At 62.7% G+C, this 13,861-nt stretch carries 11 protein-coding genes; 9 read left to right on the forward strand and 2 right to left on the reverse strand.

Going from position 1 to position 13,861, the window contains the following annotated elements; translation table 11 throughout:
• Positions 1-91: 91 nt before the first annotated feature.
• Entirely contained in the window at positions 92-1,417 is a 1,326-nt protein-coding gene (locus tag B5V03_RS32815; RefSeq protein ID WP_129274530.1) for an NAD(P)/FAD-dependent oxidoreductase, read from the reverse strand.
• Positions 1,418-2,099: 682 nt separating this feature from the next.
• On the opposite strand from B5V03_RS32815, the gene B5V03_RS32820 reads away from it, so the two are divergent.
• The 8 genes from B5V03_RS32820 (at position 2,100) to B5V03_RS32855 (ending at position 12,632) form a co-directional block, all read left to right on the forward strand.
• Positions 2,100-3,764, forward strand: a complete 1,665-nt coding sequence (locus B5V03_RS32820; protein WP_129274531.1) for an ABC transporter ATP-binding protein — start codon at positions 2,100-2,102, stop codon at positions 3,762-3,764.
• Between the two features lie 39 nt (positions 3,765-3,803).
• Positions 3,804-5,474, forward strand: coding sequence for a peptide ABC transporter substrate-binding protein (locus B5V03_RS32825; protein ID WP_129274532.1), 1,671 nt, complete (start codon positions 3,804-3,806; stop codon positions 5,472-5,474).
• Positions 5,475-5,549: 75 nt separating this feature from the next.
• Positions 5,550-6,500 carry an ABC transporter permease gene (locus B5V03_RS32830; protein WP_129274533.1) on the forward strand — a complete coding sequence of 317 codons (951 nt, stop codon included), beginning with the start codon at positions 5,550-5,552 and terminating at the stop codon, positions 6,498-6,500.
• Between the two features lie 34 nt (positions 6,501-6,534).
• On the forward strand, positions 6,535-7,416 hold the full coding sequence (locus B5V03_RS32835) for an ABC transporter permease (protein WP_129274534.1): 882 nt from the start codon (positions 6,535-6,537) through the stop codon (positions 7,414-7,416).
• A gap of 322 nt (positions 7,417-7,738) precedes the next feature.
• A complete protein-coding gene (locus tag B5V03_RS32840; protein ID WP_129274930.1) occupies positions 7,739-8,623 on the forward strand; it encodes a GNAT family N-acetyltransferase in 885 nt (294 codons plus the stop codon).
• A 10-nt stretch (positions 8,624-8,633) separates the two neighbouring features.
• Entirely contained in the window at positions 8,634-9,827 is a 1,194-nt protein-coding gene (locus tag B5V03_RS32845) for an alanine racemase (protein ID WP_129274535.1), read from the forward strand.
• Between the two features lie 73 nt (positions 9,828-9,900).
• On the forward strand, positions 9,901-11,178 hold the full coding sequence (locus B5V03_RS32850) for an NAD(P)/FAD-dependent oxidoreductase (RefSeq protein WP_129274536.1): 1,278 nt from the start codon (positions 9,901-9,903) through the stop codon (positions 11,176-11,178).
• On the forward strand, positions 11,175-12,632 hold the full coding sequence (locus B5V03_RS32855) for an aldehyde dehydrogenase family protein (protein ID WP_129274537.1): 1,458 nt from the start codon (positions 11,175-11,177) through the stop codon (positions 12,630-12,632). The genes B5V03_RS32850 and B5V03_RS32855 overlap by 4 nt, the downstream gene beginning before the upstream one ends.
• A gap of 35 nt (positions 12,633-12,667) precedes the next feature.
• Here B5V03_RS32855 and B5V03_RS32860 read toward each other — a convergent pair whose 3' ends face one another.
• Positions 12,668-13,519 (reverse strand): LysR family transcriptional regulator, encoded by an 852-nt coding sequence (locus tag B5V03_RS32860; protein ID WP_245502410.1) that lies wholly within the window; start codon positions 13,517-13,519, stop codon positions 12,668-12,670.
• Between the two features lie 98 nt (positions 13,520-13,617).
• Between B5V03_RS32860 and B5V03_RS32865 the strand changes: the two genes are divergently transcribed.
• Complete coding sequence (locus tag B5V03_RS32865; RefSeq protein ID WP_245502411.1) at positions 13,618-13,854, forward strand: hypothetical protein; 237 nt, start codon at positions 13,618-13,620, stop codon at positions 13,852-13,854.
• Positions 13,855-13,861 lie beyond the last annotated feature (7 nt).

A 13,861-nucleotide genomic window follows, 5' to 3' on the forward strand; every position in this document is an offset into this window, starting at 1 on the left:
GACAGCGGCGTCAAGGCTTTGAGGCTTCAGCGTCATACATGCTGTCATAGCATCAACCAGCATCTTTTCCCACCGGCGGTGGACTTGCTTTTCAGAACTCGGCGACCTTGCCCCAGGCCTCCATTTTCAGGCGCTCCGGCCTGTAGGGGCGGGGGTCGACGATCGGCGCAGTACCGGTAATGATGTCGGCAATCATATGACCCGCGCCGGGGCCAATCCCGAAGCCGTGGCCGCTGAACCCCGCCGCCAGGATGAAGCCTGGGATCGCCTCTACTTCACCGATTGCGGGAATGCCATCCGGCGTGCTGTCGATATAACCCGCCCAGACGTTCGAGATGGCGTGGCGCCGGAGCTCCGGCAGCAATTCGCAGGCTCGTCGATGCGTCAGTCGTATCTGTCCCATGTCGGGCCGGGGATCAAGTATCCGGTTCAGCTCCATCGGAGTCACTTGATCGAGCGGCCACCTCGCCAGGGATTCATGGCCTTGCCGCACGCCCTCGAAGGCGCCGGGGGCGAGACTTCGCCACCGGCGGGCGAACATGGGCAGGAATTCGCGGGCGAACCTGAACTGCTGCGGCGTGGGATCGACTCGCGCGCGGCCACTGATTGCCAGGGTGTAGCCGCCGTTGCTACGTCGCGTCAGCGACACGCGCGCAGTATGCAGGGCATCAGGCAGGCCGGCGGCCCGGGGAGCGACGGCGAGAATGGATTGGCGCACGGACGCTTGCGGGAAACGAATTCCAAGCTGGTTGCAGAACGAAGAAGCCCACGCGCCTCCCGCCATAACCGCCGTCTTTGTCCGGATCGTGCCAGTTTCGGTTACCACTCCGCTGACTCGGCCGCCACTGAGTTCTAGGCCGCGAGCCGCGCAATGCTGGTGCACCGAGCCACCGGACGCAATGATCGCACGCGCGGCAACGGGCACGGCTTTCGATGGATCGGCCGTCCCGTCGGTTGGAGAGAAGACGCCGCCTTTCCATTTGCGGCCCGTCGCCTTGCCTCTCTCGTTCGCTTCTTCTGCACTCAACATATGAGTTGTGACGCCGACTGTCCTGGCGAAATCTCGCCACTTCGCCCAGCCCGCCAGCTCCTTCTCGTCGTTCGACAGATACAAAAGACCGCAGCGGCGAAAACCCGTATCTTCACCAGTCTCTCCGGCAACTCTCTCCCAGAGATCGAGGCTTTTGGTTGCAATCGGCAGCTCGCGCGCATCGCGGTTCTGTTGGCGGCACCACCCCCAGTTGCGACTGGACTGCTCGGCGGCAACACGGCCCTTTTCGAGCAAGGCGACCTTGAGGCCGCGACGGGCGAGATAGTAGCTTGTGAACACACCCACCACTCCGCCGCCGATGACGACAACGTCTGCCTCTCGGGGCAGGGACGGACTGGATTCGATATGCATGAGCGGCGCGCTCATTGGGCGGGACTCCGGTGAATGCCGTATCGTAACCGAGGCATTGCGGCATGCGCGCCGCGGACATCAGTTATTGGGCGGAATATCCTGCGGTTTGCTGCCTTCGGCACAGGCTATTATTGCGAGAAGTGTTCGCTTGCAGCGCATCTCGTAGGTGTGGAGACCGACGCACACTCTCCGCAATCGGATCGGCGGCCCCTCGTCGAGCAGGGCATGCACAGACCCAATACGCGCGTCCGCAGGCCTGGCGGCGCAGACCGAAATGCCAAATCGGACTTCGTTTTCAGAACTTCATGCTGCCCGAATGCCGCCTTTCGGCGACTCCAGGGCGATTGAAGTCGTCAAAATCGGGAGAACCATACAAGATCTATCGATTGGTCGAAGTCCATAGAGGCGAACTGCATGAGCCTTGTCCAGGAACAGACCTTCCGCGACGCGATCAAGCCATGACGGGGGCGCTACATACTGAACTCGATGGAGCGGCCGACCTAGTCGATGTTTCGTTCTGAGCAACAGCTACTGCCTATTGGGCAACGAGGCCTGAATCATGTCGCAGCCGCCAAAGAGGGAATGTCAATATGAGCGGCGAACTTCCGACCTGTCCAGGGATCGTCGGGACACAAGGAGCCGAAGACTCGGCCCGCAGCAGGATGACCCGAGGCGGTTGAAAGGGGAGAATGTTCAAATGGCCTCTGCCCCCCTGGCTGCAGCCTCCGAAGACGTCGCGCTCTCGGTGCGCGACCTGACCGTGAGCTTACCCGCAGGGATGGAGCGGGTGCACGCCGTCGAGAGCGTCTCCTTTGATCTAAAGCGCAGTCAGATCCTGTGCATCATCGGGGAATCCGGATCGGGCAAGTCGGTCACGGCCAATGCGATCATGGGGCTCCTGCCCAAGTCGATCCGCGTGTCCTCAGGGGCAATCTGTCTGGAAGGGATGGATCTCGTAGGACTCTCGTCCGACAGGCTGCGCGACCTCCGCGGCCGGGTCGTGTCGATGATCTTTCAAGACCCTCTCTCGGCACTCAACCCCTTGATGACCGTAGGCGCGCAGATCGAGGAGGTGATGGCATCGCATGACGTTGGGACTCCACACTCCCGTCGGAGTCGCGCCATAGACCTGTTGATTGAAGTGGGTCTGCCCGATCCGCAGCTCATGTACCACCAGTATCCATTCCGGCTTTCGGGCGGGCAGCGGCAGCGTGTGATGATCGCCATGGCTCTGGCTCTCGAGCCCGCGATCCTGATTGCTGACGAGCCGACCACAGCACTCGACGTGACGACCCAGGCGCAGATCCTCCAATTGATCCGGGACATTCAGCGCCGCAAGGGCATGAGCGTCATGTTCATCACCCATGACTTCGGCGTTGTGGCGGAGATCGCCGATTCCGTTGTGGTGATGGAGAAGGGTCGTTGCGTAGAGCAGGGTAGTGCCGAACAGGTGCTGAAGTCGCCCAGCCACCTCTATACGCGCCGCCTGATCGCGGCCGTGCCGCGCCTGACCGGCAAGGATCGCATCGCCTTGGAAGCCGCGGCCACTGCGTCCGTGCTGAAGGTCGAGTGTCTGGTCAAGACCTATCGCAGCGGCAGCGCGCTTTTCGGCACGCAGCGCATCGTGCCTGCCGTCAATGGGGTCTCGTTCGATCTCACGCCGGGGCGCACGCTGGGCGTTGTCGGGGAAAGCGGTTCGGGAAAGTCGTCGCTCGGCCGGCTGCTGATCAAGCTCCTGGAAAGCGACAGCGGCTCGATTTTGTTCGAAGGTCGCGACGTTGCCGGGCTTTCCGAAGCCGAGTTTCGGTCGCTGCGGCCAAAAATCCAGATGATCTTCCAGGACCCTTTTGCGTCACTCAATCCGCGATCGACGGTCGGGCACATTCTCACGGCCGGTCCGGTGGCGCATGGGATGCCCTACAGCGAGGCTTGTGAGCGGGCGCGGGAGCTTCTGTCTCATGTCGGCCTGGATTCAGGAGCCTTTGACCGCTATCCGCACGAGTTCTCCGGCGGCCAGCGCCAGCGCATCGGCATCGCGCGGGCGCTGATGTTCAAACCAAAATTGCTGATTGCCGACGAAGCGGTCTCGGCTCTCGACGTGTCGATCCAGGCGCAGATCCTGGAGCTGCTGGACCGGATTCAGCGGGAGACGGGCGTCTCCATGATCTTCATCACGCATGATCTGCGCGTCGCAAGCCAGATCTGCGATGAAATCGCCGTCATGCATCGAGGACAGATCGTGGAACGCGGGCCGCCGTCGCAGATCTTCCTCGATCCGAAATCCACCTACACGCGTGAACTCGTGGCAGCGATCCCGGGGGAGCAGCCGCGCAGTCTGCCCCAACATGTAGCAAATCCATAAAGTCCACGGCGGCTACCGCCACAAGCGAGGAGAGACGTGATGACCAGGCGTTCTGTGACTACATCGAGCTACTCGCGGCGTGATGCTCTGCGAATGGTGGCATTTGGCGGAGGTGCGGGGCTCATCGCGCCGAATCTTCTTGGCCAACCTGCATTCGCGCGCACCTCTGCGACCAAGCCGACCGGCCGCGTGATCGTCGGGCTCGGACAAGAGCCGACCGTCTTCAATCCGCTGATGGCCCACATCGAAGTCGACGATGGCGTGCATTTCTCGGTCTTCGACGCGCTCTTCCGCGTCGATCCTCAAGGCGTCATTCAGCCCAATCTTGCGGTGGACGTGCCGAACCAGAAGAACGGCGGCATTTCGGAGGACGGGCTCAAATGGCGCATTCGCTTGCGTGACGATGCCCGCTGGCACGACGGCAAGCCTTTCAGCGCCGAGGACGTGAAGTTCACTCTGGAACTGATCACGAACCCCAACTTCCGGAGTTGGCGCACGGCCGGCCATGCTCTCGTGCGCGACATCACGGTGATCTCGCCCACGGAGATCTCGTGGCGGATGGAAGAGGCCTTTGCGCCGTATCTGTCCTTCCTGACCGAAACCTTCATCGTGCCCAAGCACATTCTGGAGAAGGAGGCCAATCCAAACAGCGCCGCCTTCAATCAGGCGCCGGTCGGCACCGGTCCGTTCAAGTGGGGCCAGCGGGTCGCCGGCGATCATCTCGAACTCGTGGCCAATGCCGACTATTTTGGCGAAGGCCCTCATATCGAGAGACTGGTTTTCAAGTACATTCCCGATCTCACCGTCCTGTACACCCAGTTCAAGAGCGGCGACGTGGATCTTGTGGGGCAGCCTTACATCACTGCCGATCATTACGGGGAGGCCAAGTCTCTGCCGAACCGCGTGGTGACCCTCGTCCCAAAAACGTCGTTCGAGTCCTTCTACCTGAACCTGGAGCGCCCGCAGTTCAAGGAGCTTGCAGTTCGCGAGGCTCTCTACGCGGCGATCGATAAAGAGTCGATCATCCAGGGGCTCTATTACGGAGTTCCGTCTCCGACGGAGACCTTCATGCCGAGGCAGTCCTTCTACTTCAATGCCAATCTGCCGATGCACGAATTCAACCTGAAGCGGGCGGGCCAGATTCTGGACAAGGCTGGTTGGGCGCCGGGAGCGGACGGCATTCGTACCAAGAACGGCGTTCGTCTGTCCTTCGCCAATTCGACCACCTCAGGCGATCCCCTACGTGAGCAGGTACAGCAGTTCCTGCAGCAGACATTTGCTCAGTTGGGCATTGAGATGAAGATATCGAATCTGCCGGCTGCCGTGATGTGGGGCGAGTTCTGGATGCAGTCGCAGTTCGATTCCGTGATCGTCGGCAGCTCGTATCTGATCGGCGCAGACCCGGATGTCACCAATCGCCTACACTCGCGGTCGATCGGAGCGAAGGGCGGCCGCGGATCGAACAATGCGCAGTATGCCAATCCGGAGGTTGACGCCCTGCTCGACAAGGGAGCGCGCACTTTCGATTCCGAAAGCCGGCGTGCGATCTACCAACGGGTACAAGAGCTCGTCCGTCGGGACCTGCCCTTCCTTCCGTTGTACCAGACCAATGCGGTCCAAGGCACCAGGAAAGGGATTTCGGGCGTCGTACCGAACGGCAACACGCGCACAGAATCCTGGAACGCGCTGGCCTGGTATTGGGCGAGTTGATGTATCGCCGCCCGAGGTCTGCAGAGGCGAAGGGCGGCGACCGACTGGCACTGTCAAGCTAACTTGGAGACTCGAATGCCCAGGTTCCTGCTCAACCGTCTTTCGCAGAGCATCGTGCTGCTGGTGATCGTATCGATCATCGGCTTCACGGTGCTCAACCTCATGCCGGGCGGGCCTCTCGCGCAATTCGGGCTCGATCCTGGCATGACCCAGAAGGACATCGCGCGGCTCTCGGAGCAGCTGGGGCTGAACCGGCCGCTCTGGATTCAGTATTTCGACTGGGCCTGGCGACTGGTTCAGGGCGACTGGGGGCACTCCTATCGTGATGGCTCCTCGGTGCTGACGGTGATCAGCCGACATCTCTTGGCGACGCTGCTGCTGATGGGCACGTCCACCGCATTGGCGATCGCGATCGGGTCCTGGATCGGAATCCGCGGTGCCACCCACCGCTATTCCCTCTTCGACTACTGCGCGACGGTCGGCGCCATGGTCGCACTGTCGGTCCCGACTTTCTGGTTCGGGCTCATCGGCATCTATATCTTCACGCTGAAGCTCGGATGGGTGCCCGCAGGCAACATGTACGCAATCGGCGACGGCTCGGTGCTGGACTATTTGCATCACCTGATTTTGCCAAGTGTGGTGTTGTCGCTGGTTCATGTCGCGATCTGGAGCCGCTACATGCGCACGGCGACACTCGATGCGCTCACCCAGGATTTCGTCAAGACGGCTCGCGCCAAGGGCGTCAGCGAGCGCCGCATCCTGCTGAAGCACGTCGTCGGCAATGCGCTGTTGCCGATGATCACGCTGGCAGGGGTGCAGCTGCCCAGCCTTCTGACCGGCGCATTGGTCACCGAGACGGTCTTTACCTGGCCGGGAATGGGACGGTTGTTCCTCGATAGCCTTGGTTACAGCGACTATCCGGTCGTGATGGGGCTGTTGATATTCTCGGCCGTCCTGGTCGTGTTGGGTAACCTGATCGCAGACATCGTGGTCGCTGTCGTCGATCCGCGCATTCGCTTGAGCTGAGACGCAGGTTCGTGCCACTAACAGGAGCCGCATTATGACCGCCATCACCACCGCGAACCTGACCCCGACCCGCTGGTGGCGAAGCCGTGCGGTGAACCGCTTCACGCGCCATCATCTGGCGCTCGCGGGCATAGCGATGATCACCTTGCTTGTGCTGGCCTGCGTCGTCGCTCCCTACGCGTTGCCTTACGACTCGCTCAACATCGATTTGCGCGCGCGCTTTGCTCCGCCTCTGAGTGGTCATCACTACCTCGGAACCGACCCGCTGGGGCGTGACCTGGCTGCGCGGCTATTGATGGCCGGCCGCGTTTCGCTGCTGGTCGGATTCTCGGCGATGTTGTTGTCGACGCTAATCGGAACGCTCGTCGGGGTGACGGCGGGTTATCGCGGCGGCTGGATCGGGGCGGCGCTGATGCGCATGGTGGACGGCTTCCTGTCCTATCCGTCGATCTTCCTCGTGTTGGCGCTGGCCGCAACGCTGCGGCCCAGCCCGGTGATGATCACCGTCATCATCGCCGTCACGAGCTGGATGGAGACTGCCCGAATTGTCGAGGCGGAGGTCCGCTCGCTGCGCGAGCGCGAGTTTGTCCAGGCTGCGCGTATGGTGGGGCTCCGCGGGAGGAATATCATGTTCAGCGAGATCCTGCCCAATGCCATGGGTCCGATCATCGTCGCCGCGAGCCTGGCCGTCGCCCGCGCGATTCTTCTGGAAGCCTATATCAGCTTTCTCGGCTACGGGATCCAGCCGCCGCTGCCCAGCTGGGGCAACATGCTCAATGGCGCTCAGCAGTATCTGGCGAGCGCGCCATGGCTCGCCATCATTCCCGGTGCCGCAATCACGATTGCGGTGACGAGCTTCAACTTCATCGGCGACGGGCTGCGAGATGCCTTGGACGTTCGAGACGACCACATTTGATCGTTTGAGCTCGATGCGGTCCGAGGCGCAAAGCCAAGGCGCGCCCGTACACATCACCTTCCCGCGGATACACAGACGGTCAAGAACCATGATGTGCAGGAGCGACCGGCTGAATAGTTGGGACGCGCCAGCCCGTGACAGCAGATTGGCCGTTCTGTCGCATCATCAATGAAATTCTGTGCTGAACTTTGCTCCAGTCCGATTGCGTAATGCTGTCGAGGCCAAGATACGCTGCAGACTGCGTGAGGATCATCAGGTGGCACTCGCCCGGTCGGGCAGTGGCAATTGGCCGGGCAATCAGAGCAAGAGACGTCGACCCATGATGACAACCGCAGCTTACCAGGCCGGAGACCACGACAATGAAGCCGTAGCCCTGGTTCCTTTTGCGAAAGCACATCTGGAAGGCGCCCTGAAGCTCTCGCAGGAGATGTCTTGGCCTTATCGGCTTGAGGATTGGGATTTTGCGCGGCAGTTAGGCCATGGCTTTGTTCTGCAGCGCGCCGGTGTGGTGATCGGGACCGCGGGCTGGTGGCTATACGGCGACACCCACGCTTCCGCTGGCATGATCATCGTCTCGAAAGCTGTTCAGGGACGCGGTTACGGGGCCCGACTGATGGACGCGCTGCTCGCGGCGGCACGACCACGGATCATCACGCTGAATTCGACCGCCGAAGGCATGGCACTTTACCAGCGCCGCGGCTTCGTCCCCATCGGGGTCATCCACCAGCATCATGGAATTCCCAAGGAACCCCATAAGGAACGCCATGAGGCGCCGCGGCCATGCCTCGTCAGGGCGATGGCTCCATCGGATTTCGAGGCGATCGTGGGTCTCGATCACGAGGCCACCGGCTGGACGAGGCACGAGATGTTGAGTCGGCTGATGGAGGTCGGCGGCGGCTATGTCCTGCTGCGTAACGACAGACCCTGCGGCTACGCTATTTCCCGTCTCTTCGGCCGGGGGCATGTCATCGGTCCAGTGGTCGCCGAGAGCCCGACCGATGCGCGCGCATTGATCGAGGTCGCGCTCGCGCCCCTCGGGAGTGTTTTCGTCCGGATCGATACCCCTATCACCTCGCAACTCGGGGAGTGGCTCGAAGGCATCGGGCTGCAGCAAGTCAGCGGCGCCACCACCATGGTCCTTGGGACGCAGATGCCATCGACCGGGCCGGCGCGCTTGTTCGCGCTCGCCAACCAGTCCTTCGGCTAGGAGACGTCGGATGATGCGCTTGAAGCTGTACGGAACGGATATCCCGAACGCCGGGTCCGGCGAGACGGCCGCAACGGTCGGCACGTTGGCGACACCGGCCCTCCTGCTCGACAAGGACCGGCTGGATCGTAATCTCGCCCGTTTGTCCTCTCGCATGGCAGCGCGAGGCGTCGTGCTGCGCCCCCACATGAAAACCGCGAAATCCATCGAGGTCGCCCGGCGCGCCTATCCGTCCGGGTCGGGGCCGATCACCGTTTCAACCTTGGCGGAGGCGGAGTACTTCGCGCAGTACGGCTTACGGGACATGACTTATGCCGTGGGCCTGGCACAGCACACCGCCGAAAGGGCGATGCGTCTCCGGAAGGTTGGCATCGACCTCAAGATGCTGCTCGATTCGCCCGAACAGGCGACGATCCTGGGCGAGGCCGGCCGCGCCGCTGGTGTGACACCGTCGGCCTTCATCGAGATCGACTGCGACGGCCACCGCGGCGGTCTCACCGCCACCGATCCCCGGCTCTTTGCCGTTGCAGACGCCCTGGCCGAAGCCGGCGTCAAGCTCGCCGGCATTCTCACCCATGCCGGGGAATCCTACAGCCTCTGCACGTCCGAGGCTCTCGTAGAGGCTGCGGAGAACGAAAGGGCCGTGGCCGTCGCTGCGGCGGAGAAATTGCGCGAGGCGGGGTACGAATGCCCCATCGTCAGTGTCGGCTCGACGCCCACCGCCCATTTCGCCGAAAACCTGACCGGCGTGACGGAGATGCGGGCCGGCGTCTACATGTTCTTCGATCTGGTGATGCACGGTGTCGGTGTCTGCACCACAGACGACATTGCGGTCTCAGTTCTCGCCACCGTCATCGGCACGAAGCCGGAGAAGGGCTGGATCTTGATCGATGCGGGCTGGATGGCTCTATCGCGCGATCGCGGCACCGCGGCGCAGCGGGCCGACCAGGGTTACGGTCTCGCCTGCGACCTTTCCGGCAAACTCTACCCGGATCTGATCGTCTCGCAGGCGAGCCAGGAGCACGGCATCCTCGCCATTAGGTCGGGCTCGGCTGAAGCTCTGCCGGATCTCCCGATAGGCACGAAGGTCAGGATCCTGCCCAATCACGCGTGCGCGACGGCGTCACAGCACGAGCTGTACAATGTCGTTGCCGCGGGCAGCGACGCAATCGAAGCCCAGTGGCCGCGGATGCGCGGCTGGTAGGGTTCTCAAACGGTGATGGGCGCCGCGAGGTGCGGATGCCCGGCATTCAGATCGACGAGATTTCGGAGCCGGTATGAAGCTTACATCCTATTGGCTGGATACATCGGAGCCATTCACGCGCGCCGCCGCAGGACCGGTGCAAGGCGTCTGCGACGTTGCGGTGATCGGCGGCGGCCTGACCGGTTCATCGGCCGCTCTGGCGCTCGCCAAGAAGGGCGCGCGCGTCGTACTCCTCGAAGCCGAGACGATCGGGCACGCAGCGTCCGGCCGAAACGGCGGCATGTGCAACAATGGGTTCGCTCAGGACTACGGCACGCTCTCGGCCAAGCTCGGTAAGGACGTCGCTGATCGACTCTATCGGGCCTTCGATGCCGGGGTTGCCACGGTCGAGCGGCTGGTGACGGAAGAGAAGATCGACTGCAGCTTCGCGCGCGTCGGCAAGATCAAGCTTGCGGCAAGGCCTGAGCACTATGACAAGCTGGCGCGCAGTCAGGAATTGCTGGCCGCCAATGTCGATCCCGACACGGCGATGGTGACCCGTGCTGATCTCGCCGGCGAGGTGGGGTCGCAGCGCTATTACGGCGGGCTGATCTACCGCAAGAGCGCCGGCATGCATGTCGGGCGCTTCGTCCGCGGTCTTGCGGACGCGGCGGCGCGGCGCGGCGTCGAGATCCACGAGCGTACGCCGATGATGGGCCTGCGACCCGCCGCCGGCGGAGGCCACGAGATCGAGACGCCCAAGGGCCGGCTTCGGGCCTCGCAAGTTCTGCTCGCGAGCGGCACCTCGCATACGGGACCGCTGGGTTGGATTCGACGCCGGATCGTGCCGGTGGGCGCCTTCCTGATCGTCACCGAGCCCTTGCAGATCGCGACGCTCGATCGACTTCTGCCCCGCCGCCGAATGGCGGTGGATACGAAGAACCTGGTCAACTACTTCCGAACGACGCCCGACAATCGGCTGCTGTTCGGCGGACGCGCGCGCTTCGCCATCTCCAACCCGGCGTCGGACGAAAAAAGCGGCGCGATCCTGCAGACCGCGCTGCACGATGTTTTCCCCGAGCTTCGCAGCGTGCGCATCGACTATTGCTGGGGCGGGATGGTCGACATGACGCGCGATCGGCTGCCACGCGCCGGCGAACGCAACGGCATCTATTATTCCATGGGCTACAGCGGCCACGGCACCCAGATGTCGACCCTGATGGGGACGATCATGGCGGAAGTCATGGACGGGCGCGCCGAGCTCAATCCCTGGAAAGACTTCGCCTGGCCCGCCATTCCGGGCCATCTCGGTCCCCCCTGGTTCCTTCCGCTGATCGGCGCCTATTACCGGATGAAAGACCGCTTCCAATGATCTCGTCGGTTCGACACCTGATGGAAGCCGGCTTCCTCTGCAAATTCTACATCGACGGAGAATGGCGGAAGCCGATCGGATCGGCCACCGCGGCCGCCGTCAACCCGGCGACCGAGCAGCCGATCGCCGAGGTCGCGCTCGGCAATGACGAGGATGTGGAGCGCGCGGTCGCCGCCGCCAGACGAGCCTTCGCCGGCTGGTCTCGTAAGCCGGCGGCCGAGCGGGCGGCGCTGCTCGACCGGGTCCATGATCTGATCCTCGATCGGCTGGAACTGTTCGCGCAGGCACTCACGAGCGAGATGGGGGCCGCGATCACCTATGCGCGCCGCGCCCAGGTGCCGCTGGCCGCCGAACATATCCGTGTCGCGCGTGACAATCTCGCGACCTATTCTTTCATCAACCCGCGCGGCAACACCGCCATCATGCGCGAGGCCATCGGCGTCTGCGGCCTCATCACCCCCTGGAACTGGCCTCTCTACCAGATCACAGCCAAGGTCGGTCCGGCCCTCGCGGCGGGTTGCACGGTGGTGTTGAAGCCGAGCGAATTGTCACCTCTGAGCGCCTTGCTGTTCGCGGAGGTGATGGACGATGCCGGTTGCCCGCCCGGCGTCTTCAACCTCGTCAATGGGATAGGTCCAATCGTGGGCGCCGCTCTCGCGTCGCATCCGCACGTCGACATGATCTCGATCACCGGCTCGACCCGGGCAGGGATTCTCGTCGCGCAAGCGGCGGCGCCCACCGTCAAGCGCGTTGCCCAGGAACTCGGCGGCAAGTCGCCGAACATCATTTTACCTGATGCCGATCTGAGCCGGGCCGTTCCACTCGGCGTTGGTGCCGCTTTCCGCAATCTCGGTCAATCCTGCAGCGCACCCACGCGCATGCTTGTGTCCCGCTCGCAGATGGCGGACGTCGAGGTTCTCGCCGCGGCGGCTGCTTCCGAAATGGTGGTCGGCGATCCGCGCGCGGAAAGCACGACCCATGGTCCGATCGCCAACCGGCCGCAGTTCGAGCGTATCCAGGCCATGATTGGTGTCGGTCTGGAGGAGGGCGCCAAGCTTGTCATTGGCGGGCCGGGGCGACCCGACAACCTTCAGGTCGGCCTCTATGCGCGGCCGACGATCTTCTCGAACGTCCGTCGCGACATGAGGATTGCGCACGAGGAAATCTTCGGCCCGGTGCTGTCGATCATTCCCTACGATACGATCGATGAGGCGGTCGAGATCGCCAACGACACCGTCTACGGCCTCGGTGCCCACGTGCAAGGTACGGATATTGAGATGGTGCGGGCGGTCGCCGGGCGGATCCAGTCGGGTCAAGTGCATCTCAACCATCCCGACTGGGACCCGAACGCACCTTTTGGCGGATACAAGCGGTCCGGCAACGGCCGGGAATATGGGCTCGAGGGTATGGAGGAATATCTGGAAACAAAGGCTGTTCTCGGATTTTACCGGTAGCTCGATATAGGCTCCGAACGCCACGCCATCGCGCTTCAGATGAAATTCTTGCACTGTCCTTGCAGCCATAGAGCAAGATCGTGGGCTTTCCCGGACAGTTCGGGTTCTCCTGTCCAGATCAGGCCATAGTGGCTTTCGTCGGGATCGAAACCGGCGGGTGCGATGAGCCGCCCTCGATCGATGTCGTCGGTTGCAAGGACCCGCGGGCTGAGGGCAACGCCCAACCCCGCCGATGCGGCTTCAACGATCAGGAAGTGGTGGTCGTAGAACCGAATCTCCGTGGGGCGCCGCACCGACGGGTGGATGGAAAGCCATCGCGACCAGGCGTCAGGCCGGGTCTTTGAACCCAAGGCGATGTACTCCCCCGAGGCAAACGCTGGCGCGAGCCGAGGGCTCATGACCGGTCCTACCTTCTCGGGAAAAAGGCGCCGGACGTGCCACGCCTCCGGGAGCGCAAAGTCGAGCCGCCGTATGGCAAGATCGATCCGGTCGCGGCGAAACTCGACGGGCCCGCCACCGACTGACAGATGTAGAGCGATATCGGGGTGGGCGGCCTGGAAGCTTGCAAGCCTCGGAATAAGCCAGCGCATCGCGACTGAAGGCTCGCATGAGAGAACGAGGGAATTCTGGTGAGCGTTGGCAGCACGCAAGCTCTCAACGGTCGTCGCCAGCTCAGTGAAGAACCGGCCGAGTGTGAGGTTGAGCACCTCTCCAGCAGCCGTGAGTCGCAAGCCGCGTCCGCTTTTTTCGAAGAGTTTGAAGCCGAGGTCCCCGGAAAGTTTGGTGATACGGCGGCTCACAGCCCCATGGGTCAGGGCAAGGCTGTCGGCGGCAAAGCGGACGGACCCCAGGCGCGCCGTGGTCTCGAACGCACGCAAGTCGTCCAACGAAGGTATTTCTGACCGCTTCATTGGTGATAAAATATCACCAATGAAGCACAAAAACTATCGCTTCTTATACTGGTTTGGTTTGAGATAATTGATCCATGCGAACCAATAGCCAATACACGATCGGTATTCTCGCCGACGACTTGACCAGCGCCACCGATGGGGCTGGTCCGCAAGAGCTTGAGCCAGGCTTTCCGCTTGGCCGCGCATCCCTCGAAGGTGGGCGGGAGCTACTTATCGCCACGAAGGCAGGCGGCTTCGGCGACGACAACACGCTGCGTCGTGCGATCGCGCAGCTCCGCTTTGGCGCCTCCGTATCAGAACAGGTTTTGTGATGACCCA

Source organism: Bradyrhizobium betae (genome assembly GCF_004123905.1).
Taxonomy (GTDB): domain Bacteria; phylum Pseudomonadota; class Alphaproteobacteria; order Rhizobiales; family Xanthobacteraceae; genus Bradyrhizobium; species Bradyrhizobium betae_A.